The 20,387-nt window shown below is 63.8% G+C and carries 13 protein-coding genes; 4 read left to right on the top strand and 9 right to left on the bottom strand.

Annotation, left to right across the window (positions count from 1 at the left end; all coding sequences use genetic code 11):
* Positions 1 to 156 precede the first annotated feature (156 nt).
* The 8 genes from V0R59_RS23655 to pedF all read right to left on the bottom strand — a co-directional run bounded on the left by V0R59_RS23655 (position 157) and on the right by pedF (position 15,177).
* The gene (locus V0R59_RS23655) at positions 157 to 7,182 is read right to left on the bottom strand and encodes an RHS repeat-associated core domain-containing protein (protein ID WP_330077643.1); all 7,026 of its coding nucleotides are present in this window, start codon (positions 7,180 to 7,182) and stop codon (positions 157 to 159) included.
* 163 nt (positions 7,183 to 7,345) lie between these two features.
* The gene (locus V0R59_RS23650) at positions 7,346 to 8,182 is read right to left on the bottom strand and encodes an SDR family NAD(P)-dependent oxidoreductase (protein WP_330077644.1); all 837 of its coding nucleotides are present in this window, start codon (positions 8,180 to 8,182) and stop codon (positions 7,346 to 7,348) included.
* A 10-nt stretch (positions 8,183 to 8,192) separates the two neighbouring features.
* The gene (locus tag V0R59_RS23645) at positions 8,193 to 8,960 is read right to left on the bottom strand and encodes an SDR family oxidoreductase (RefSeq protein WP_330077645.1); all 768 of its coding nucleotides are present in this window, start codon (positions 8,958 to 8,960) and stop codon (positions 8,193 to 8,195) included.
* A gap of 203 nt (positions 8,961 to 9,163) precedes the next feature.
* Positions 9,164 to 10,393 (bottom strand): helix-turn-helix transcriptional regulator, encoded by a 1,230-nt coding sequence (locus tag V0R59_RS23640; RefSeq protein WP_330077646.1) that lies wholly within the window; start codon positions 10,391 to 10,393, stop codon positions 9,164 to 9,166.
* A 143-nt stretch (positions 10,394 to 10,536) separates the two neighbouring features.
* Complete coding sequence (locus V0R59_RS23635) at positions 10,537 to 12,963, bottom strand: efflux RND transporter permease subunit (RefSeq protein ID WP_330077647.1); 2,427 nt, start codon at positions 12,961 to 12,963, stop codon at positions 10,537 to 10,539.
* 81 nt (positions 12,964 to 13,044) lie between these two features.
* Positions 13,045 to 13,971 (bottom strand): quinoprotein relay system zinc metallohydrolase 1, encoded by a 927-nt coding sequence (locus tag V0R59_RS23630; RefSeq protein WP_330077648.1) that lies wholly within the window; start codon positions 13,969 to 13,971, stop codon positions 13,045 to 13,047.
* Positions 13,972 to 13,979: 8 nt separating this feature from the next.
* Positions 13,980 to 14,735, bottom strand: coding sequence for a quinoprotein dehydrogenase-associated SoxYZ-like carrier (locus tag V0R59_RS23625; RefSeq protein WP_330077649.1), 756 nt, complete (start codon positions 14,733 to 14,735; stop codon positions 13,980 to 13,982).
* A gap of 4 nt (positions 14,736 to 14,739) precedes the next feature.
* On the bottom strand, positions 14,740 to 15,177 hold the full coding sequence (pedF, locus tag V0R59_RS23620; RefSeq protein ID WP_330077650.1) for a cytochrome c-550 PedF: 438 nt from the start codon (positions 15,175 to 15,177) through the stop codon (positions 14,740 to 14,742).
* 273 nt (positions 15,178 to 15,450) lie between these two features.
* On the opposite strand from pedF, the gene exaA reads away from it, so the two are divergent.
* Both exaA and V0R59_RS23610 read left to right on the top strand, forming a co-directional pair.
* On the top strand, positions 15,451 to 17,310 hold the full coding sequence (gene exaA, locus V0R59_RS23615) for a quinoprotein ethanol dehydrogenase (RefSeq protein ID WP_330077651.1): 1,860 nt from the start codon (positions 15,451 to 15,453) through the stop codon (positions 17,308 to 17,310).
* A gap of 168 nt (positions 17,311 to 17,478) precedes the next feature.
* Positions 17,479 to 18,132: a pentapeptide repeat-containing protein gene (locus tag V0R59_RS23610; protein WP_330077652.1), complete on the top strand. Its 654-nt coding sequence runs from the start codon at positions 17,479 to 17,481 to the stop codon at positions 18,130 to 18,132.
* A 141-nt stretch (positions 18,133 to 18,273) separates the two neighbouring features.
* Here V0R59_RS23610 and V0R59_RS23605 read toward each other — a convergent pair whose 3' ends face one another.
* Positions 18,274 to 18,891, bottom strand: coding sequence for a response regulator transcription factor (locus V0R59_RS23605; protein ID WP_330078256.1), 618 nt, complete (start codon positions 18,889 to 18,891; stop codon positions 18,274 to 18,276).
* Between the two features lie 158 nt (positions 18,892 to 19,049).
* On the opposite strand from V0R59_RS23605, the gene V0R59_RS23600 reads away from it, so the two are divergent.
* Together V0R59_RS23600 and V0R59_RS23595 are read left to right on the top strand one after the other, a co-directional pair.
* Entirely contained in the window at positions 19,050 to 19,592 is a 543-nt protein-coding gene (locus V0R59_RS23600; RefSeq protein WP_330078257.1) for a PQQ-dependent catabolism-associated CXXCW motif protein, read from the top strand.
* Between the two features lie 48 nt (positions 19,593 to 19,640).
* Positions 19,641 to 20,306, top strand: a complete 666-nt coding sequence (locus V0R59_RS23595; RefSeq protein ID WP_316922604.1) for a response regulator transcription factor — start codon at positions 19,641 to 19,643, stop codon at positions 20,304 to 20,306.
* Positions 20,307 to 20,387 lie beyond the last annotated feature (81 nt).

The raw sequence follows: 20,387 nt of genomic DNA, 5'->3' as shown, positions 1-20,387 counted from the left end.
CCGACGCGACAATCACAGGTTGGGGACAAGGGAGAGATGGAGATAACGGTAGTGAGGCAGGACATCTCGGACAACTGACAGAAATATCAGGTGGCTGGGTATCCAGTGGTCGCAGCAGAACGGCGAGGGCCGCCAGACAGCCCTCGCCCGCTTGCACTACGGGAACAGCTTCTCGCGTCCGGCGATGGGGCCGGCGACGATGGAGACAATGGTGGTTTCCCCCGGCGGTGGAGAGAGGAATTTCTGCACCAGGGTGTTCGGACCGGCATGCAGATCCAGCAAAGTTCCTAGCGCGTCCGCCACCGAAGCGTCGACCTGGGTGATTATCCCCGTGACCAGGTTTTTCGCCGTATTGCCGGCACGCTGGGTCAGCCGCGTACCGCTGCCACCCGCCGGCACCGACGCATTCACCGAGCCGGGCTCTGGGTGGAAGTACCTGGCCTTGAACACATCGTAGGTACCGGCAGCCTTGGCTTCTTCGGCACCGCGGATCAATCCGGACAGCGCTTTGGAACGGACCTGCTGGGCATGACGCAGCTCGGCGGGCGCTCTTATCAGCTTTGTCGGCTGGGGCCCCGGCAGGCCACCACGCACCTTGAGCATATTGCGCGGCACTCCCTTGATGCTGTTCAAGCTCATGGAGATCCCCGCCGCTGCGCTGGCGATGGCGAAAGCCTGACCCCAGGTTTCCAGGGTGCGGGCCAGCTCGGGGTCGCTTTCCGAAAGGATGATCGAGGCCACGTCGAGGGCAAAGGAGACGGCTGCCAGCGCCGTGGTAGCGACCGCCAGCAGGATCGATGTCCCGGCGGTAAAGGGTGCCAGCAGTACACCGAGCGCCCCGACCGTGATGCGGAAGGCGGTGGTATGGATGAAGGGGGTGGTGCCCCAGCGTTCGTATTGGGCAACGGTCTGATGGCCGCTGGGGTCGTGGTTATTGATCGGGTCGCCGTTGCAGTAGACGTAGCCTGCGGCGCCGCCAACGCCGAAGGGGCTCAGGCTGTCTCGCGTCAGGAAGCGCCCCCAGGCCGGGTCGTAGGCACGGTAGCCGTTGCCCAGGTAATAGAAGCCCAGGCTGTTCAATGGCTCGCCCTTGAAGCCGAGCCAGTTCTCGGGCTTGTATCCGGCGTAACGCCTGCCGTAGGGAGAATAGCGAAACAGCACGATGGCTTTCGAAGCAAGATCGACACTCGCGAAGACCGTACCGTTGGCATCACGCAACTCGAAGGAGCGACTGGACTTACCGTCGGTTTCAGAATCCTGCAGCAAGCAGGCCCGGCTTTCGTTACGCAAGATCATGGTGCGCTTGGCGAAACCTTCGGTCTTTGCACTGTCGCTTTGCTTCAGCGCGTACACGCACTCGCCGCGATAGAAATAGGTGTCGCTCTTCTTGCCTATGGTTCCGCCGCGCACGCGACCTTCACTGTCATAGCTGAAGGTGTAGGGGGTGGGGTCGTTGTTACGAGAATAGGTATCGATCTGACCGTTGCCGTGATAGCTGATCTTGCGCTTGCCATCGTCGGTCAGACGCCCGGACGCATCGTGGCTATTGGGTGTGTATACAGTTCCGACGGGCCGCTGGGTACCTACCGGAATATCCTTCACGGTGCCCAGCAAGCCAGTGCCTTCGTCATACCAGAACGCCCGGGAGTCCCCATTGATCATGTTACCCAGCATGTCGTAAGCAAACCGGTCGTGCTCTGGACCACCGCTGGCCTCCTTCAAACGCAGGCACTCATCGTATTCGTAGGAATCCGAGAACTGGTCCTTACCCGCCTTCTTCAAGGTGCTCTTGGCGAGCCGGCCGTCGGCGCGCAACGCTCTTTCAAGACTCAGAGTATCCACTCCCTCGCAGGTGAAGGTGCGCTTGATCTCCTGGCCCAGTTCGTCGTAGCTGTAGGCAACCTTCATGATAAGGTTGCCGGCCTTCAGCGCCTTGATGCTTTCACTGCTCAACAGTCCGTTGTCGCCATAGGTGAAATGGCACTCGCAATGGTCACTGGTCGAGCGAATCACACGATTGAAGAAGTCGTATTCATACGCGGTGGTGGATCCGCTCAGATCCTTGAATGACAGCAGCCGACCGCTGGTGCTGAAAACCAGTGTCGATGCCAGTTCAGTACTGTCCACGGTGACCGTCTGCGTATGAGTACGAGTCTTTTCGTCCGCGCTGCTGCTATATCCCTTGAGGGCCTTGGGCGCGCTGCCCGGGCTCTTCAGGGTGGATCGCCTGGAGCCTCCGGTGTAACTGAATTGCGTAGCTGACTTGTTCACGGTCTGACTGCTGACCCGGCCCAGCATGTCGACGGTTTGCTGACCCAGCACCAATGGGAAGGTGCCGCCGTTGACCTGACCAGTGCTTGCAACCGGTGCCAGGGATGCAGGGTCGTAGCCATTGCGCAGGGTCACTCCCTCGCGGGTGGTGGAGACAAGGCGACCCACGCAGTCGTAGGTATAGGAGGATTCCGCACCCTGTTTCGGGCTGGCTTTGCTCAGTTGTGCATATTGGTCGTACTCGTAAGTGACCTTGTCGTGCTCGGTTTCCTTGCCGGACTTGTCGATCTTCAGATAGCGCACCGATTTCAGCAGACCGTCGTCGGCCACCGTGCGTTCGATCTTGCAACTGTTCTCCGAGCCGTTCCTGTAATGCTCGATGAGATAACTGCGATTGGGGTTGAACTGGCGGTCCACGCTGAACGTGCCCTGGCTGAAGGTCTCTCCGCGGATATTCGGGGTCAGTGTCTGGGACGTCTTCTTCAATTCCTTGCCGGTGCCGTCCTTGAGCACATTGCTGATCGAGACCCTACCGTTCAGCTCGTCGTAGGACCAGCTGGTGTAGCGCTCCGAGATCTTCTTGTTGTCCTTGCCGTAGTCGGTTTCGACGCTCTTGCTCGCGCGTCCGACCTTGTCGTACTCCCAGTGCTGAATTTCCAGGAAGCCCGTGGCACCAGAGGGCTTGAGCAACAGGGTCTTGCGGCGCCCGTGCACATCCTGGAGCAGCCGCGAGGTGACCCCGTTTTCCACCAGGTCGTACTGGCATTCCAGCTTGCTCACCAGCGTGCAGGTGGTCTTGCGTTGCTCGGTTTTGTCCTTGCTGACCGTCTCGCTGGTCAGGTTGCCTTCGGGGTCGTAGGTAAAGACGGTCTTGATTCCCTCGCTGTCGACGCTTTCATACAGCCTGCCGGTCAGCCGCGAGCGGGTCTGGCTGGAGACGATATCGGTCTCGCCGGTGCGCGAGACCGTGGTCTTGATCACCAGCCGGTTGGTATCGGCGCTGTCCTCGGTGTAGTCGTAGGTCGTGGTCCTGGCGGAGTTGGCGATCACCTTGCCGTCCTTGGACAACAGCTCGGTCTTGAGCGACTTCAGCGTGCCGAAACCCGGTTGCTTGTCGTCGGTGTGGTACTCCAGGGTTTCGACGAACATCGACGCGGCTTTCCAGGTCTGCAGCTTGTAGCCTTCCTTGTTTTCCTTGCTTTGTGCGACAAGGCTCTTGAGCAGGGACGCCTTGGTTTGCTCATAGGCTTTCTTCTCGTCACCGGAGGCCTTCCCGGCCTGCTTGTCCAGGCTGTCGAGGAAGGGCTTGGCAGCGGCCTTGGCCGTCGCCAGCTGTTCCGCTTCGACATCGGCCTTGATCGAATCGGGCTGCAGGACCGTGAGCTTCTTCGTCACCCGCACGCGCCCGCTGACCATGGCATAGCCGAAGTAGGTCAGCCGCTGTGCATGCTCCGCGCCATTGACCCGGCGGGTGACCAGTTCGGATTCGACATCGCCGGAGAAGGTGCCGTCACTGCCGCAGTGGACGATATCCACCGGCAGGTTGAAGGCCTTTTTCGCATAGTCATTAGTGGCGGGCAGCATGTTCACGGTGGTCTTGATGTAGGTGCCCCAGGTCACGCCGCCGGAACCCGCCGCGAGCAAACCCCAGCCGATCGGATTCACATAATCGAACGCGCCGAAGATGATACCGAACAGCCCCTTGTCCTGGACCTTCTCCTCGACCTCGATGACTTCGAACTGCTGGTAGTTGTTGTAATAGGTGTAGTAGCGGGTTTCACCATTGTCGGTACGACTGATGGGGTTGCCGATGCCATCGATGCTCATGCTCTGGTCCTCGACCAGGACGTCCCCCTCCCAGACCTTGGTCCTGGATACCAGGCACTTGTTTTTCTCGTCGAACTCGTGGCTGTGCTTGCGACAGATCGGCACCCGGGTGCTGCCGTAATCCTCGAGACTGGAGTGCTGGCCGTCGAAGCGGTGATAGCGTTCGAAGGCAGTGCGCGGCGCGACTGTACGGAAGTAACCCGTCAATCGGGATACGTTATTGGCATAGGTCCATTCGTGTACAAGGTCGTCGATACCTGAACCCGGGCAAATGTCGTGGCGCTTGACCTTGCCGTCGGCTCCATATTGCAAAGTTTCCTTATACAGCGCTTTCTCCATGGACTTGGCAGTTCCGGCGGTGACTTCAAGCTGGCGCTCGACATCAATCCCCATCATTCTGCCACCTCTGTCTTGAACAATGGTGTAAAGCACATTTCCTGCGCTTGAAAAGCCATCTCTCTGAAACTTTATGATCAAATCACTTTTTACTCTCTTCGTGAAGGTATACGTGAGCTTCTCACCATTACCGTCTGGAAAGACAACCAGGCTTTTCAATATATATTCATAAATCTGAGCACCTGCCAGATCCAGCATAACATCGATTTTGAACCAATCGACTTGAAGGACAGTACCCTGCCCTGTTACTACTTTTTCGAGCTGACCTGAAACACCATAAACAAGCTCGAGAAATTTCCCATCAGGCAATTTACAGCGACTCAAGCGCAGTATCTCCCTGGTCTGTCCGCTTATAACTTCGGACGCGAACCTAAACTCCTCCACGAATCCATCTTCATAAATAACGGAGAACCCAACGGTACCTAACTCCTTGAAAAATTCGTTCCATTCGACGATCAATTCAACTTTGAAATCACCGCCATTAATCGCACCCATAGCACTATTGACTTTCAACTTTCGACCATCGCGCAGGGTAATCAGGAATTCTTGCTCCGAAAATTTATCCGGCCGCGGCAGGCGCCTGTTCTCCTTCCCTATCTGGAGCCTGACTCCATGCTCCGGATCGTTGACCAAAGCCACATTGAGCGAATCACTCAAACTGTCATCCGCAAACAACTCCGCCACCGGAATCTGCAACGTCGGCAACCCCGTCCGCGCATCCACGGTAATCAGCCGCTGCGCCTGGGCATGCTGGTCGAACAGCTGCCTGGCCTCGCTGGTCATTCCCGGCAGCACCTGGGCGATGCCGGAGATGATCTCCAGTTCCACTTCCAGGCCGGCCCCCTTCGGCGTCCACAGATGGTTGCCGGTCATGCTGAACGCCGGCTCCATCAGGAACAGTTCCGGCTTTTCCTCACCCGCGCGGATGAACCGGCTGCGGGCATTGATCTGCTTCGACAGGTCCAGCGTCCAGGATTGCACGCCATAGCGCCCCGCCGTCGGCCAGAACACCATGCTCTCGAAGATGCGCCCGGTCTTGCTGCCCTTGACCCGCACGATCACCTGCTCGTTGACCTTCAGGTCGCGCTTGCCCAGTTGCGCGCCCTTGTCCCAGTTGCCCAAGGTCAGCAGTGTGGTAAAGGCGCGCACATTCTTGTGACAGGCATAGATCTGGTTTTCCTTGTCCCAGGTCGGGTCCGGCGCGGCATCGCCACTGACGTACCCGGCCGCTACCAGCTGCGTCTGCGCATTGATGCGCAGCGCCAGGTCCTTGGGACCGAGATTGCTGCCGGTTCGCTTGCTGGACGGAACGAAACCGATATCGCGCAGGATGTCTTCCGTGGTGTCGTCAAGCACGTACACCCGGCAGGCCTCGCCGTCCTTCATGTCACGCTCCATCTTCAGCGAGACGAGCCGGGTCGGTGCGACCATCTCGTAGGTCACCTTCAGCTTCGCGCCCTTGGGCGCCCAGATCACGTTGGTATCTGCCGTTTCCTGGGGGACGATGGTCTTCTTCGCGGTGTCCTTGACGCCCGCCTTGAGGTAGAGGCTGTGCTGGTTGATATAGGCCGCCAGGTCCTTCGGCCATTGTGTGCTCTTGAGCCGTTCCGGGTCGGGTGCGAAGGTCAGGGCCTCGCAGAAATTGCCTTTGTCGCTGGTGGATACGGTGACCGACATCCGCCACTTGGCGAGCAGATCGTAGCGAGCGTGGAGCGTGGCCTGCTCCTCCCAGTTGTCCAGGTGCAGGGCCGTGGTGAAGGTGCGCAATTCGGCGTAGCGATGGCTGATGACGTTGTCGCTGGCGCTGTCCTTGGGCGTGAAGGTGGTTCCCGAGCTCACGCCCGCGCCGGCATGCCCCGACGAGGCATTGATCTGCCGTGCCAGGTCCGCCGGCCATTGGGCCTTGCCCAGGCGCTTCTTGCTGGCGCTGGCGGTCAGGGTGATGCGATCCAGCGGCTTGTCGGCGATATCGTCGAAGGCGAAGAAGGAGATGCGCTCGCCGTCCAGCGCATCGCGGTCAGCCTGGATCTTGCCGGCATCGGTGAGGCTGTCCTTGGACCAGGTGACGCTGAGGAACTCGCCGTTGAACGGCATCCAGATCCAGTTGCTGTTGTCTTCCCAGTGGGGCTCCAGGAGGTGGTTGTTCTGGCGCCCGGCCCTGACGTAGTGGCTGGTGTTGTTGATCTGGATGCAGAAGTCCTTGGTCCACAGGCCCGAGGTCAGGCGCTTGGGATCGGCTGCCGTGAAGGACACGGTTTCCAGCAGGTCCCCGGAGCTGGTGCGCACGTTCATGCGCAGCTTCGTACCCAGCGCCAGCTTCTCGGTGGAATGCATCGCCACCCGCCGTGACGTCGCCCAGTTGTTGCTGCGCGGCACCGTGGTCAACACCACCAGGTCGCGGGAGGTGATGTTCCAGTACTTGTTGCGGTAGCCACTTTCGAGGATGTCCCATTCGCCGCTGTCATCCTCGACCCCGGCGCGAATCAGCGCCGAGCGATCGTTGATATGCCGGCAGAAATCCACCACCCAGACCATCTGCGGCCGGTGCTCGTCGCGCTCGGGACGAAAGTTGATCTGTTCCAGCAGCACGTTCAGCGACTTGTCGAACACGCTTACCGTGACCCGTTCGCCTTCCTGCAGATCGCGCCCCGACCAGACTTCGCCCAAGTCTTTCCAGCTGCGTTTCATCCGTGTGCTCCTTCGGCCGGATCGGTCGACGAAGCCCATTGCCATCGTCGAGTCGACGCAACAGCCGCATGGTTGAGAGTGGATACGTCAACCACGGTAAAGAGCGACGGCGACCCGCACAACTGACAGAAATATCAGGTGGCGGGTCGTGACAAAGCGTGCTTCACGGCTGGGACGGAGCCCACAGGCCCATTTCCCGGGCCAGGCCCTGGGCAGCGATGGTGCGTTTCTGCCAGGCCGGCGCGTGGGGATTGGTGGCCAGCCAGAGCATCACCGCTGCCGGCACTTCCGGCGGTGCGCTGCCGGCGCGCAGGGCGATCACGCCCTGGTCGCCGATGGTCGCCTTGAGCGCCTCGGTGGTCACCACGCCGGGGTTGAGGGTGTAGGCCTGTATCCCGGCCTCGCCCAGCTCGGTGGCGATGATCCCGGACAGGCGCGACACCGCCGCCTTGCCCGCGCCATAGGCATAGCCCCAGCCACCTTTCTCCGCCGCCACCGGCGGATCGCTTTCGCCAGCGCCGGAGGTGACGTTGATCACCACGCCGCCGCCCTGCTCCAGCATGCTTTCGGCCACTGCCCGGGTGAGCAGGAACGGGTTGAGGATATAGCCCTGGAACATGCGTTCCAGGGTTTCGGGCTGCAACTTCAGAAAGTCGGCGTTGAGGTCGCTGCCCTGGTAGATGGCGTTGTTGACCAGCACGTCGATGCGGCCGAACCCGGCCAGCACCGTCTTGCACGCGGCCAGGACCGAGTCGCTGTCGAGCAGGTCCATGGGCACCACCAGCACCCGCCCGCCAAGGTCGCGGATCGCTGCCGCGGTGCCATTGAGGCTGCCGGCCAGCGGTGCGCCGCTGGGGTCGCGCAGGGAATGCGGGTGTCGCTCGCCCTCCTCCAGCGTGCGCGCGCTGATCGCCACGTCGAAGCCGGCCCGGGCAAAGGCCAGTGCCGCCGCGCGCCCGATGCCGCGACTGGCGCCGGTGATGAATGCAACCTTGTTCATGGGCAACTCCTCAGACCCGTTGCGGGCGGACCATGGCGTCCATGCCGCCATCGATGTACATGACGCCACCGTGGATGAAACCGGCCTGCTTCGATTGCAGGAAGGCGATCAGCGCGGCGATTTCCTCCGGGTGGCCATTGCGCCCCAGCGGCGCCACGAAATCGCGCACCGCCTGGCCGAAGCGCGGGTCGTTGCGCGAGGCATCGTGCAGCGGGGTTTCCACCGCGCCGGGGGCGACCACGTTGAGGCGGATGCCCTTGCGCCCCCAGGCTGCGGCCAGGCGGCGGGCGTGGTGGGTGATGGCGTATTTCGAGCAGGCGTAGGCGATCTGCGGTTCGGCCAGGGTGTCGGCGAGCTCGCGGGCGCTGGCTTCGTCGTTGTCGAGCATGGCCTGGGTCATGGCCTCGTTTTCCGCGCCGGGACGGATCGCGGCGACCGAGCCGATAACCAGGGCGGCGGGATCGTCGCCCTGGGCCAGGGCGCCTTCGAGGCCGGCAAGCAGTTGGCTGACGCCGAAATGGTTGATCGCCACGATCAGGCCGCAGGACGGCGCGGTGACGCCGACGCCGGCACAGCAGACCAGGCCGTCGAGCACGCCGTCGCTGAGCTGCAGGACCTGGGTGATGGCGGCTTCGCGGCCTTCGGGGGTGGAGAGGTCGGCAATGACTTCGGCGTTGGCCCGGTCTATACCGATGACCTGGTGGCCGGCGGCGCGCAGGGCAGTGGCGACGGCGGCGCCGATGCCGGAGGCGGAACCGGTGATGACGGTGGTAGGCATGGGGTATTCCCTGAAAGAGGTGGTGGATTCATCGCTGGCAAGCCAGAACACCGCCCCTGTGGGAGCGGGTTCACCCGCGATTGCGATAGTGAATCCACCGACGCCATCGCGGGTGAACCCGCTCCCACAGGGGCGGTGTTCTGCCGCCCCCCCTCATGATCGAAGACCGGACAGGCCAGAACATCCCCCAGCCGGACTAGAAATCAGGCCCGCCTGGCCACCGCCAGTTGCGGCGGCGGCACCTTGACCTTGCCCGGCGCTTTCAAGGGCATCTTCGGCTTGCCCAGGGCCACCACGCTGTTCAGCAGGATCCGCACCAGCTCGGTCTGCCGCCGGACCCCGGTCTTGGAGAAGATCGAACGCAGGTGCGCCCGCGCCGTGTTGCGCCGGATATTCAGTTCCTCCGCCGCCTCTTCCAGCGACAGCCCGTTGGCCAGTTCCATGGCCAGCGCCGTCTCGGCCTTGGTCAGGTTGAACAGCTGCTTGGTCACCAGCTCGCTGGCCAGCGACTTGCTCGCCGCATCCCGGATGTACACCAGCGCCGCCGGCTGGCCCTTCTCTTCCGCCCAGTCCAGCGACGGGATCGGCTCCACCACCAGGCCCAGGTTGACCTGCCCGGACGGCCGGGTCACCGACATGGCCTCGGCGCTCTTCGGCGCATCCGGGGAGAAGGCGGTACGGATCAGCCGTTGCAGCTCGCGGTTGTCGCTGGGGTAGGTCGCTTCCAGGCGCCCGCCCACCAGCTTCAGGCCATCGGCCTGGGCCAGCAGGTCCTGGGCCACCGGGTTGACCCGCAGCACGCTGCCGCTTTCGTCGAGGACCAGGGTCGCCACCGAAAGGCGGCTGATGGCCTGGGAATACAGCTCGCTCAAGGACTCGCTGCGGTCCCGCAGGTTGTGCATCTGCATGCCGCGGCGCAGGTGCGGCAGGAACATCGCGCACAGCGCCCGGTCATGCCGGCTGAACGCCGGGGCGCGTTTGGGCCGGGTGATGCGCAGGCGCAGCTTGCCGCCGTCGGGGGTGGAGATGTCGGCGCCCATCACGTGGTAGACGTCCTGCGGACCGCAGAACATCTTGAAGTAGGCCGAATGCTCCCATTGCTCCGGGCTGAGCACGTCGTCCACGGTGAACACGTAGTCCTGGGGCAGGTTGGTGAAGGGGGTCTGGGTCTGCGGGTAGGTCATGTAGCTGACTTCGCCGGCGCCCTCGATATCGCCGACGATGATCATCAGGCCCATGTCCGGCTGGTCCGGCACGCGCAGGATCAGGGTGACGTAGTTGGCGCCGTAGAGATCGCGAAAGCTGGTGAGGGCCTTGGCCATGCGCCGTGGATCGATGGCGCCGTCGTAGACCTCGCTGACCAGGCGATCGTAGTGGGCCAGGTCGAGACCCAGCGCGTCCAGGCCTGCCTGGGTAAGTACAGGATTCTCCACAGTCTTGTCCTCGCTCGGGTAAGGCCGTGGCCTCCCCTTGTTGTTTTTATGAGTTCGGCTGCTGCTTTGTTGCAAGGCTGGGCTCCAGGGGAGCCGCGCCACAGTCTCGCTGTCTCGCGGAACGCCCACAATAGGGCGCTCCCCTATTTTTCGACGATGGGCGCGGCCGGCTGTCGCTTCGGCCGGAACTCCCCCCGCAGGACCTCGATGGAATGCGCCTCCCGGGCTACCAGCGGCCGCCCGCGATTGAACCAGGCGGCCAGGGCCGGCAGCAGGAAGATCGCGCCGAGCACGTTGACCAGGAACATGAACGACAGCAGCACGCCCATGTCGGCCTGGAACTTCAGCGGCGCGAAGGCCCAGGTACAGACACCGATGGACATGGTCAGCGCGGTGAACACCGCCGCCGTGCCGCGTTGGCACATGGCCTGGTAGAAGGCCTCGCGCAGGTTCGCGCCGGCGGCCATCTCGTGCTGGATACGCTCGTACAGGTAGATGCCGTAGTCCACGCCGACCCCGACGCCCAGGGCCATCACCGGCAGGGTCGCGACCTTGAGGCCGATGCCGAGCATGGCCATCAGCGCATTGCACAGGATCGCCACGATCGCCAGCGGCACCAGGATGCACAGCACCGCGCGCATGGACAGGAAGGTCAGCCAGCAGAACAGCGCCACCGAGCCGAACAGCGCGGCCAGCATGATCACCTCGGCGCGCTTCACCGCTTCGTTGGAGGCCGCCATGACCCCGACGTTGCCGCCGGCCAGGAGGAATTCCACGTGGGGCGTGGCGACGTCGGCGATGATCCGTTTCGCCTCGTTGATCGCGTGGCTGATGGTTGCGCCCTCATGGTCGGCGAGGAACACCAGGATCTGCATCTGCTGGCAGCCATCGGTGACCAGGCCGTCGTCCGGCATGTAGGCGCGGGCGCCCTGGCTCAGGCCGCGGGACGACCCGGGAATCGCCGCCCAGCGCGGGTTGCCCTCGTTGTTGCCGGCGATCACCCGCTTGCCCATGCCGGCCACGCTCTGCACCGACTGCACGCCCTGCACCGCGCGCATGCGGAAATCGAAGCCTTCCACGGCGCGCATCACCTCGGGGTTCAGGCAGCCCTCCTCCACGCCGTGGGCCTGGACGAACACCGCCAGCACATCGAGGCCGATGGAGTAGCTACCGATGATCCGCGCGTTGTCCTGGTTGTAGCGCGAGTCCGCGCGCAGCTCGGGGGCGCCGGCGCCGATATCGCCCACGGCCAGGTCACGGGCCTTCCAGGCGCCGGCCGCCAGCAGCAACAGGCTCAGGCCGAACACCGCCAGGGCCGGCTTTGGCTCGGCCAGCGCGGACAGGCGCCACCACAGGGCATGGCGGACGCTGGCGTCGGCCTGTTCCTTGCGCAGCAGGCCCTTTTCCAGCGGCAGCCAGGAAATGATGATCGGCAACATCAGCTTGTTGGTGACGATCATCAGCATCACGCCGATGCAGGCCGTCACCCCCAGTTCGTGGACGATGGGGATGTCGATCAGCATGATCACCGCAAAGCCCAGGGCGTTCATCAGCAGCGCCAGGGAGCCTGGGATGAAGATCTTGCAGAAAGCCGTGCGCGCCGCCTGCAGCGAGGTGGCGCCGGCCACCACGTCCTGTTTCCAGGCGTTGGTCATCTGCACCGCGTGGGACACGCCGATGGAGAAGATAAGGAACGGCACCAGGATCGACATCGGGTCGATGCCCAGCCCCAGCAGCGGCAGCAGGCCCAGCAGCCAGACCACCGGCAGCAGCGCCACCAGCAAGGCCACCACGGTCAGGCGCAGCGAGCGCGAGTACAGCCACAGCAGCAGGCCGGTGATGACGAAGGCGACGGCGAAGAAGCCGATCACCGTGGTCAGGCCCTCCACCACGTCGCCCACCAGCTTGGCGAAGCCGACGATGTTGATCTCGATCTTGTCGCTGGAATACTTGTGCCGCACCTCTTCCAGCTTCTGCGCGATCTGCGCGTAGTCCACCGGCTTGCCGCTGCGCGGATCGAGGTCCTGCAGGTCGGCGCGAACCATTGCCGACTTCAGGTCGTTGGCGATCAGCCGGCCGACCTGGCCGGAGGCGGCGGCGTTGCTGCGCACCTGGGCCAGGTCCTCGGGGGTGCCGCTGAAGCGCGGCGGCACCACCACGTCGCCGAAGAAGCCTTCCTCGGTGATCTCGATGTAGCGCACGTTGGCGGTGAACAGCGAGGTCACGCTGGGGCGGCTGACGCCGGAGATGAAGAAGACGTCGTCGGTGACCTTGCGCAGGGTGTCGAGGAATTCCGGGTTGTAGATATCGCCCTCGCCCTTCCAGTGCACGCTGACCAGGAAGCGGTTGGCACCGGTGAAGTACTGGCTGAACTTGAGGAAGTTGACCATCCAGGCGTGGCGCACCGGGATCTGCTTGTTGAAGCCGGGGTCCAGCTGCGTGTTCAGGGCGCTGTAGCCCAGCCCCAGGCTGAGCAGCACGAACAGCGCCAGCAGCCCTTTGCGCCAGGCCATCAGCCAGTCCGCGATGACCTCGACGCTATGCGTCACCCATTGTTTGACCTGATTCATCAACCCGTCTCTCGTTGGTCTTTGACCGGATAGTCGGGCGCGAGGGGGTCGGGGGCATCGTCCAAACGGGTTAGGGCCGGGCTATTGCTCCACCCGCGCCATCGCTGCCTGCTCATAGCGCGGATACAGGTGGGTCACGCTGCGGATCAGCTCGTACTTGCTCAGGTTCACCGCCGCGAACCGTTCGGGGATCGGCGTGGCGATCACCTCGTTCATGTCCAGCCCGTTGGCCGCGCTGTCGCGCAGCAGGTCATCCAGCCAGCCCAGGTAATCGACCATCTGGTCGAACGGCCCGCGGTCGCGGCTCACCGGCCCGTGGCCCGGCACCAGCACCTGCCAGGGCAAGCCCTGCAAGCGCTGCAGGTCGTCGACCCACTGCGCCAGTCCAGGACTGTGCGGCGTGGTCAGGGCACGCTGGTAGAACAGCAGGTCGCCGGCGAACAGCACGCCGGTCTTCTCGTCCAGCACCGCCAGGTCCGCGCCGCTGTGCCCGCTGAAGGCCAGCAGGCGCAACGGATGCGAACCGAAGGTCTTCACCCCCGGCTCCAGTTCCTGCCCGGGCAGGCGCACCTCGGTGCCACGCATCCAGTCGCCGACCATGCGGTACATGTTCTCCGCCAGGGCATCGCCCTCCTTCGCCAACTGCTCGCGGGTGCCCGCCAGGGCGCCGATCGGCACGTCGGCGAAGGCCTGGTTGCCCAGGGCATGGTCGGGGTGATGATGGGTGATCAGCACCTGCACCACCGGCTTGTCGGTGACCTTGGCGATGGCCTCGCGCAGGGCCTGGCCGTAGCGCAGCGAAGGGCCGCTGTCGATCACCACGACGCCGTCCTCGCTGACGATGAACCCGGTGTTGACGATATTGCCGCCATTGTCCCGGGAGAAATTCTCGGTGCTGCCCTCCAGCACCCAGGTGTCCGCCGCCACCTGGCGCGGCTGCAGGTGATAATCCAGCGCCGCCAGGCTCGGCAGGCTGACAAGACTCAACAGGCACAGCAAAGCACGCATCCGGGACCTCATTCGATGGCGGCGTCGAAGGCATTGCCGTTGTTGTCGCGCAGGCTCAGGCGTACCGGGCCCGGACGGCGCAGGTCGAACGACAGGCTGGGGTTCTCGCTCACGGCGGGGAACAGTTCGAGGGTCGCCAGGGACTGGCCCGCGGCGTCGAACAGTTCGGCGTGTTCGATGAAGAATTCCGGGATTCCGGCCAGCAGGCCGTTGTCCATGGGATGGGAGACCGACAGGCGCAGGCGGCTGTAGTCCTCGCGCGGGTAGCGCCCGCCCAGCACCTGGCCGAGGCGCTCTTCCCAGCCGGGCTGGCTGCGCACCACGCTGGGCGCGGTACAGCCACCGCCGGCGGCGTCGATCAGGGTCGAGCCGACATGCCAGACGCCATCCTCGGTCTGCACGGCGGCACGCAGCGGCGTGGCCTGCTCGATGCGGATACGCACCGCCAGCCAGGGCAGCACGTCGGGGCCCGGGGCGAAATCGACGATGCGTGGCAGCGGGTTGAGCTCGGCCCAGACCAGCATGCGCCTGACGGTGCCCGGCAATTCGCGGGCATCCACCTGCAGCGGCACTTGCCGGGCATCCTCGGCGAACGGCGGCGCGACGACCTTGACCCGCTGGTCGAAGCGGTAGGGTTCGTCGCCAATCCATTGTTTACGGTAGAACTCCCACATCACCGAGGGCACCGGGTCGGGGCCCGGATCCAGGGCGTATGCCGGGGCGCCCAGACACAGCGCCATCAGCAACAACGGCACCCGGCCCATGGCCTCACTCCTCGACGTGGACGCTGTCCAGGTAAGTACGGATGGCCCAGAGCGCTTCCTGGCTCAGGTAGTCGGCCATCTTCGGCATGTACACGCGGCCATCGCGCACCGAACCGTGGCGCACCCGCTCGACGAACCATTCGTCACCGCTGGCACCCTCGTCGAGCATGCGCAGGTCCGGAGCGATGCCGCCGGACTTGGCTTCCAGGCCATGGCAGGCGGCGCAGTTCATGTTGTAGGCCGAGGCACCGATGCTCAGGGCTTCATCGTGGTTCTTGCCGGTGCGATAAGGGTTCTCGGTGCGCCATTCCTCGCCGAGCTTTTCCAGGTTGCCGATATTGACCGCGCTCGGCGTCACGTTGCCGTGGGCCATGACCGCCCCGGTGCTGGCCAGGCCGGCCATGAACAGGGTGCCCAGCAAGGCGTTCTTCACTCTTGTCATTGTTTTGCCCTCGACTACTTCAGGTTGCACGATTTGCACGCGAAAACCTCTCTGGCGAAAGGTTCTGCCGGCCATCTTAGGAAGCACCCGGGGGCGTCCCCATGCTGCTTTGGTGGTCGCGCCCTCGTCCGTTGGTAGTAGGGCTTGTGGGGCAGTGCCAAATCATGCCCGGCCTGGGAAGTTTTCCCGGCAAGGGCGGGAGTTTTTCCGTATCTCGGGAGGGCCTGGCGTTCCAGTCTATGCAGGCCAAAACCTCCATTGGGAAACACCAACATGACAATAAGATCGTTACCCGCCGCTCTCTCTCCACTGTCCCTGGCCGTACTGCTGGTGGGAACCTTCGGCCTGGCCCAGGCCCAGGCCAAGCCCGTGACCTGGGAAGACATCGCCGACGACCACAAGACCACCAACAACGTGCTGCAGTACGGCATGGGCACCAACGCCCAGCGCTGGAGCCCGCTGGCTGCGGTCAACGACAAGAACGTGTTCAAGCTGACCCCGGCCTGGTCGTTCTCCTTCGGTGACGAGAAGCAGCGTGGACAGGAGTCGCAAGCGATCATCAGCGACGGCGTGGTCTACGTCACCGGTTCCTACTCGCGGGTATTCGCCCTCGACGCCAAGACCGGCAAGCGCCTGTGGACCTACAACCATCGCCTGCCGGACAACATTCGCCCTTGCTGCGACGTGGTCAACCGCGGCGCGGCGATCTTCGGCGACAAGATCTTCTTCGGCACCCTCGATGCCCAGGTCGTCGCCCTGAACAAGGACACCGGCAAGGTGGTGTGGAAGAAGAAGTTCGGCGATCACTCCGCCGGCTACACCATGACCGGCGCCCCGACCCTGATCAAGGACCAGAAGACCGGCAAGGTCCTGCTGATCCACGGCAGCTCCGGTGACGAATTCGGCGTGGTCGGCCAGCTGTATGCCCGCGACCCGGACACCGGTGAAGAAGTGTGGATGCGTCCGTTCGTGGAAGGCCACATGGGCCGCCTCAACGGCAAGGACAGCACCCCGACCGGCGACGTCAAGGCGCCGTCCTGGCCGAACGACCCGACCACCGAGACCGGCAAGGTCGAGGCCTGGAGCCACGGCGGCGGTGCCCCTTGGCAGAGCGCCAGCTTCGATGCCGAGACCAACACCATCATCGTCGGCGCCGGCAACCCTGGCCCGTGGAACACCTGGGCACGGACCTCGAAGGACGGCAACCCGCACGACTACGACAGCCTCTACACCTCCGGCCAGGTCGGCGTCGACCCGAGCACCGGCGAGGTCAAGTGGTTCTACCAGCACACCCCGAATGATGCCTGGGACTTCTCCGGCAACAACGAACTGGTGCTGTTCGACTACAAGGACAAGGACGGCAAGCAGTACAAGGCCACCGCCCACGCCGACCGCAACGGCTTCTTCTATGTGGTCGACCGTACCAACGGCAAGCTGAAGAACGCCTTCCCGTTCGCCGACAACATTACCTGGGCCAGCCATATCGACCTGAAGACCGGTCGCCCGGTGGAAAACGAAGGCCAGCGTCCGCCGAAACCCGAGCCAGGCCAGACCAAGGGCAAGCCGGTGGAAGTCTCGCCACCCTTCCTCGGCGGCAAGAACTGGAACCCGATGGCCTACAGCCAGGACACCGGCCTGTTCTACGTACCGTCGAACCAGTGGAAAGAGGAATACTGGACCGAGGAAGTCAACTACAAGAAAGGCTCCGCCTACCTGGGCATGGGCTTCCGCATCAAGCGCATGTATGAAGACCACGTAGGCTCGCTGCGCGCCATGGACCCGACCACCGGCAAGATGGTCTGGGAACACAAGGAGCGCCTGCCGCTCTGGGCCGGCGTACTGGCGACCAAGGGCAACCTGGTGTTCACCGGTACCGGCGACGGCTACTTCAAGGCCTTCAACGCCAAGACCGGCGAGGAGCTGTGGAAATTCCAGACCGGCAGCGGCATCGTCTCCCCGCCCATCACCTGGGACCAGGACGGCGAGCAGTACATCGGCGTGACCGTCGGCTACGGCGGTGCCGTTCCGCTGTGGGGCGGCGACATGGCCGAGCTGACCAAGCCGGTGGCACAGGGTGGTTCGTTCTGGGTGTTCAAGATCCCGAGCTGGGATTCCAAGACCGCACAGCGCTGATCTGAGCCGTGCAAAGGGGGCCTGAGCGCCCCCTTTGCTGCCTGAAAAGCGACACCATCCCCGGTGGGAGCGGGTTCACCCGCGATTGCGATGTTGGGTTCACTACTGTCATCGCGGGTAAACCCGCTCCCACAGGGTCTGCGTTACGCATCCATGAAGGAGCTATCCATGAAATACCTCCCGCTACTGCTCACCCTCGCCATTACTCCCGCCTTCGCCGTCATTGCCGACGATGGCGACGACCAGCCGCTGGTCATCAACGGCTGCGTGATCCAGCCGGAAAGCCAGTGCCCGGGCGCCAACCTCGAAGGCGCCGACCTGAACAACCAGGACATGCACAAGATGAACCTGGCCGGCGCCAACCTGAAGAACGCCGACCTGCGCCATGCCAACCTCGACCTGGCCAACCTGGAGAAAGCCCAGCTGCAGGGCGCCAACCTCAACCGTGCCAGCCTGCAGCAGAGCAACCTGCGCATCGCCGACCTCACCGGCGCCAGCCTGATCGCCACCCAGGCCTGGGGCCTGTTCGCCCAGGGGGCGAAGTTCAACGACGCCAATCTCAGTGGCGCGTACCTTGAATTCGCACGTCTGTCCGGAGCCAAGCTGCACAACAGCAACCTGCAGGCCGCCGACCTGGAGATGACCTGGCTCAGCCGTGCCGACCTGCTCGGGGCCAACCTGTCGGATGCCAACCTGCAGGAAGCCAAGTTCGGCGAGAGCAATCTGGAGAAGGCCAACCTGCGCGGTACACGCGTGCATTATGCGAATTTCCAGGATGCCAATATGGAAGGCTGCCAGGGGTGCCCGAAGACCTGGGATTGATGGTGTATGCCGCAAACCCTGTGGGAGCGGGTTCACCCGCGATTGCGATGGCGAATGCACCGACGCCATCGCGGGTGAACCCGCTCCCACAGGGTCCGCGTGGCGTTCTCGGCTCCGGCATCCAGCTCGGAACCAAAGGAATCAGGCAGCGATCCGCAACAGCCCGGCTTCGATCGCCAGGTGCACCAGCTCCGCATGGGAACTCACCTGCAACTTGCTCTTGAGCACCGTCAGGTAGTTCGACACGGTCTTGCCACTCAGGCACAGATGCTCGGCAATCATGCGCATCGACGTGCCCTTGGCCAGCATCAGGAAGATTTCCGTCTCGCGCTGGGTCAACCCGGTCAGCCGCGCGTGCTGCGGCTGGGTCGCCAGTTGCGTGGCCAGGGCCTGCTCGATATAGGCATGCCCGGCCAGCACCCGGCGCACCGCTTCCAGCAGGGTCGCCGGGGCCACCGCCTTGGACAGGTACCCGCACGCCCCCGCATCGAGCGCCTGGCGCACCAGCCCCAGCTCGGTATGTTCGCTGAAGAACAGCACGCGCAACTGCGGCAGGCGCTGGCGCAGGCGGCGGGTGGTTTCCAGGCCGCTGATCCCGGGCAGGTCGAAGTCCATCAGGACCAGTCCTGGCACCTGTTCCTGCACCCGCAACAAGGCTTCTTCACCGCAGGCGGCTTCACGCACGGGCAGTTCGGCGCTGAGCACCGCACCGAGTCCCAGGCGCAGCATGGGGTGGTCGTCGACCAGCAGGATATCCATCGGCGTGGTTCCTTGTTGTTATCGCCATGCCCCATGCTAGAGCGCTCCCCGGCCCCGCCGCCTACTACTTTGGTAGCGTTTTTGCTGTCGATGGTCGCATTCACAAAGCCGTGCGACTGACCTGTAATGACGGCATAACAAAAATGAGACTGCCGACCATGCTGCCTCGCGTCCTGCCCACCCTCCTCGGCCTGGCCCTGTCCGGCCTGCTCGCCAGCCCTGCCCTGGCCGATGGCCCGCTGTTCTCCGCCGACGGCTACCGTACCGGCCTGTATCGCAGCCCGACGCCCGCCAGCGCCGAGGTCGCGCAGACCGTCGACACCGCCCAGGTGCAGGCCCTGGCCAAGGAAAACGCCCTGCTGATCGACGTGTACAAACGCCCCTGGCTCAACGGCCGCTTCATCGACAGCGAGGCCCACGCCAACCTGCCGCACAGCCATTGGCTGCCCAACACCGGCGACGGCCAGCTGGACGGCCAATGGGCCACCTATTTCAGTCGTCACCTCGACCGCCTCAGCGCCGGCGATCGCGCCCGCCCCATCGTCTTCTACTGCCGCTCCGACTGCTGGCTGAGCTGGAACGCCGTGCGCCGCGCCACCGCGCTGGGCTACTCGCGGCTGTACTGGTACCGTGATGGCCTGGATGCCTGGGAGGCCGCCGGCCTGCCGGTGGTCGCCGCCACGCCCGAGGTGTTCCCCTGACAAACGCTGTTCCTGCGGTCTTCGCCAAAAACAATAAGGTGCAAAGCCATGTACAAGATTCTGATCGCCGACGACCATCCGCTGTTTCGCGAAGCCATCCACAACGTCATCAGCGACGGTTTCCCCGGCAGTGAAGTGATGGAAACCGCCGACCTGGACAGCGCCCTGGCGCTGACCGGCGAGCACGACGATCTCGACCTGATCCTGCTCGACCTGAACATGCCCGGCATGCACGGCCTCGGTGGCCTGATCAACCTGCGCAACGAAGCGCCGACCATCCCGGTGGTGATCGTCTCCGCCGAGCAGGACAAGCAGATCGTCCTGCAGGCCATCACCTACGGCGCCGTGGGTTTCATCACCAAATCCTCGCCGCGCTCGCAGATGACCGAGGCCATCGAGCAGATCCTCAACGGCAACGTCTACCTGCCTCCGGACATCATCCGTACCCAGAAGAGCGGCAGCCGCCGCAGCCAGAGCGAACCCCAGGGCTTCGCCCCGGAGCTGCTGCAGGCCCTGACCCGCAAGCAGCTGCTGGTGCTGGAGCGCATGACCAAGGGTGAATCCAACAAGCAGATCGCCTACAACCTGGACATCGCCGAGACCACGGTGAAGGCCCACGTCTCGGCGATCCTGCGCAAGCTCAACGTGCACAACCGCGTGCAGGCGATCCTCAGTGCCGGGGATATCGACTTCACCGCCTACCTGCGCCGGTAGGCTTTGTACGAAAAGTGCCTGCGCGACGATCAGGCTGCGTTGAAAACAGGCTCGGAATGCTCATTGACAACCAGTCAACTC

Source organism: Pseudomonas ulcerans (assembly GCF_036324125.1).
GTDB classification, from domain to species: Bacteria; Pseudomonadota; Gammaproteobacteria; order Pseudomonadales; family Pseudomonadaceae; genus Aquipseudomonas; species Aquipseudomonas ulcerans.
This window is presented reverse-complemented; position numbering and strand designations above follow the sequence as displayed.

What these genes read in the sequence shown, in the direction of transcription:
- V0R59_RS23655 (WP_330077643.1), bottom strand. Translation starts at nt 7,182, where the DNA reads ATGAAACGCAGCTGGAAAGACTTGGGCGAAGTCTGGTCGGGGCGCGAT.
- V0R59_RS23650 (WP_330077644.1), bottom strand. Translation starts at nt 8,182, where the DNA reads ATGAACAAGGTTGCATTCATCACCGGCGCCAGTCGCGGCATCGGGCGC.
- V0R59_RS23645 (WP_330077645.1), bottom strand. Translation starts at nt 8,960, where the DNA reads ATGCCTACCACCGTCATCACCGGTTCCGCCTCCGGCATCGGCGCCGCC.
- V0R59_RS23635 (WP_330077647.1), bottom strand. Translation starts at nt 12,963, where the DNA reads ATGAATCAGGTCAAACAATGGGTGACGCATAGCGTCGAGGTCATCGCG.
- V0R59_RS23630 (WP_330077648.1), bottom strand. Translation starts at nt 13,971, where the DNA reads ATGCGTGCTTTGCTGTGCCTGTTGAGTCTTGTCAGCCTGCCGAGCCTG.
- V0R59_RS23625 (WP_330077649.1), bottom strand. Translation starts at nt 14,735, where the DNA reads ATGGGCCGGGTGCCGTTGTTGCTGATGGCGCTGTGTCTGGGCGCCCCG.
- pedF (WP_330077650.1), bottom strand. Translation starts at nt 15,177, where the DNA reads ATGACAAGAGTGAAGAACGCCTTGCTGGGCACCCTGTTCATGGCCGGC.
- exaA (WP_330077651.1), top strand. Translation starts at nt 15,451, where the DNA reads ATGACAATAAGATCGTTACCCGCCGCTCTCTCTCCACTGTCCCTGGCC.
- V0R59_RS23610 (WP_330077652.1), top strand. Translation starts at nt 17,479, where the DNA reads ATGAAATACCTCCCGCTACTGCTCACCCTCGCCATTACTCCCGCCTTC.
- V0R59_RS23605 (WP_330078256.1), bottom strand. Translation starts at nt 18,891, where the DNA reads ATGGATATCCTGCTGGTCGACGACCACCCCATGCTGCGCCTGGGACTC.
- V0R59_RS23600 (WP_330078257.1), top strand. Translation starts at nt 19,050, where the DNA reads ATGCTGCCTCGCGTCCTGCCCACCCTCCTCGGCCTGGCCCTGTCCGGC.
- V0R59_RS23595 (WP_316922604.1), top strand. Translation starts at nt 19,641, where the DNA reads ATGTACAAGATTCTGATCGCCGACGACCATCCGCTGTTTCGCGAAGCC.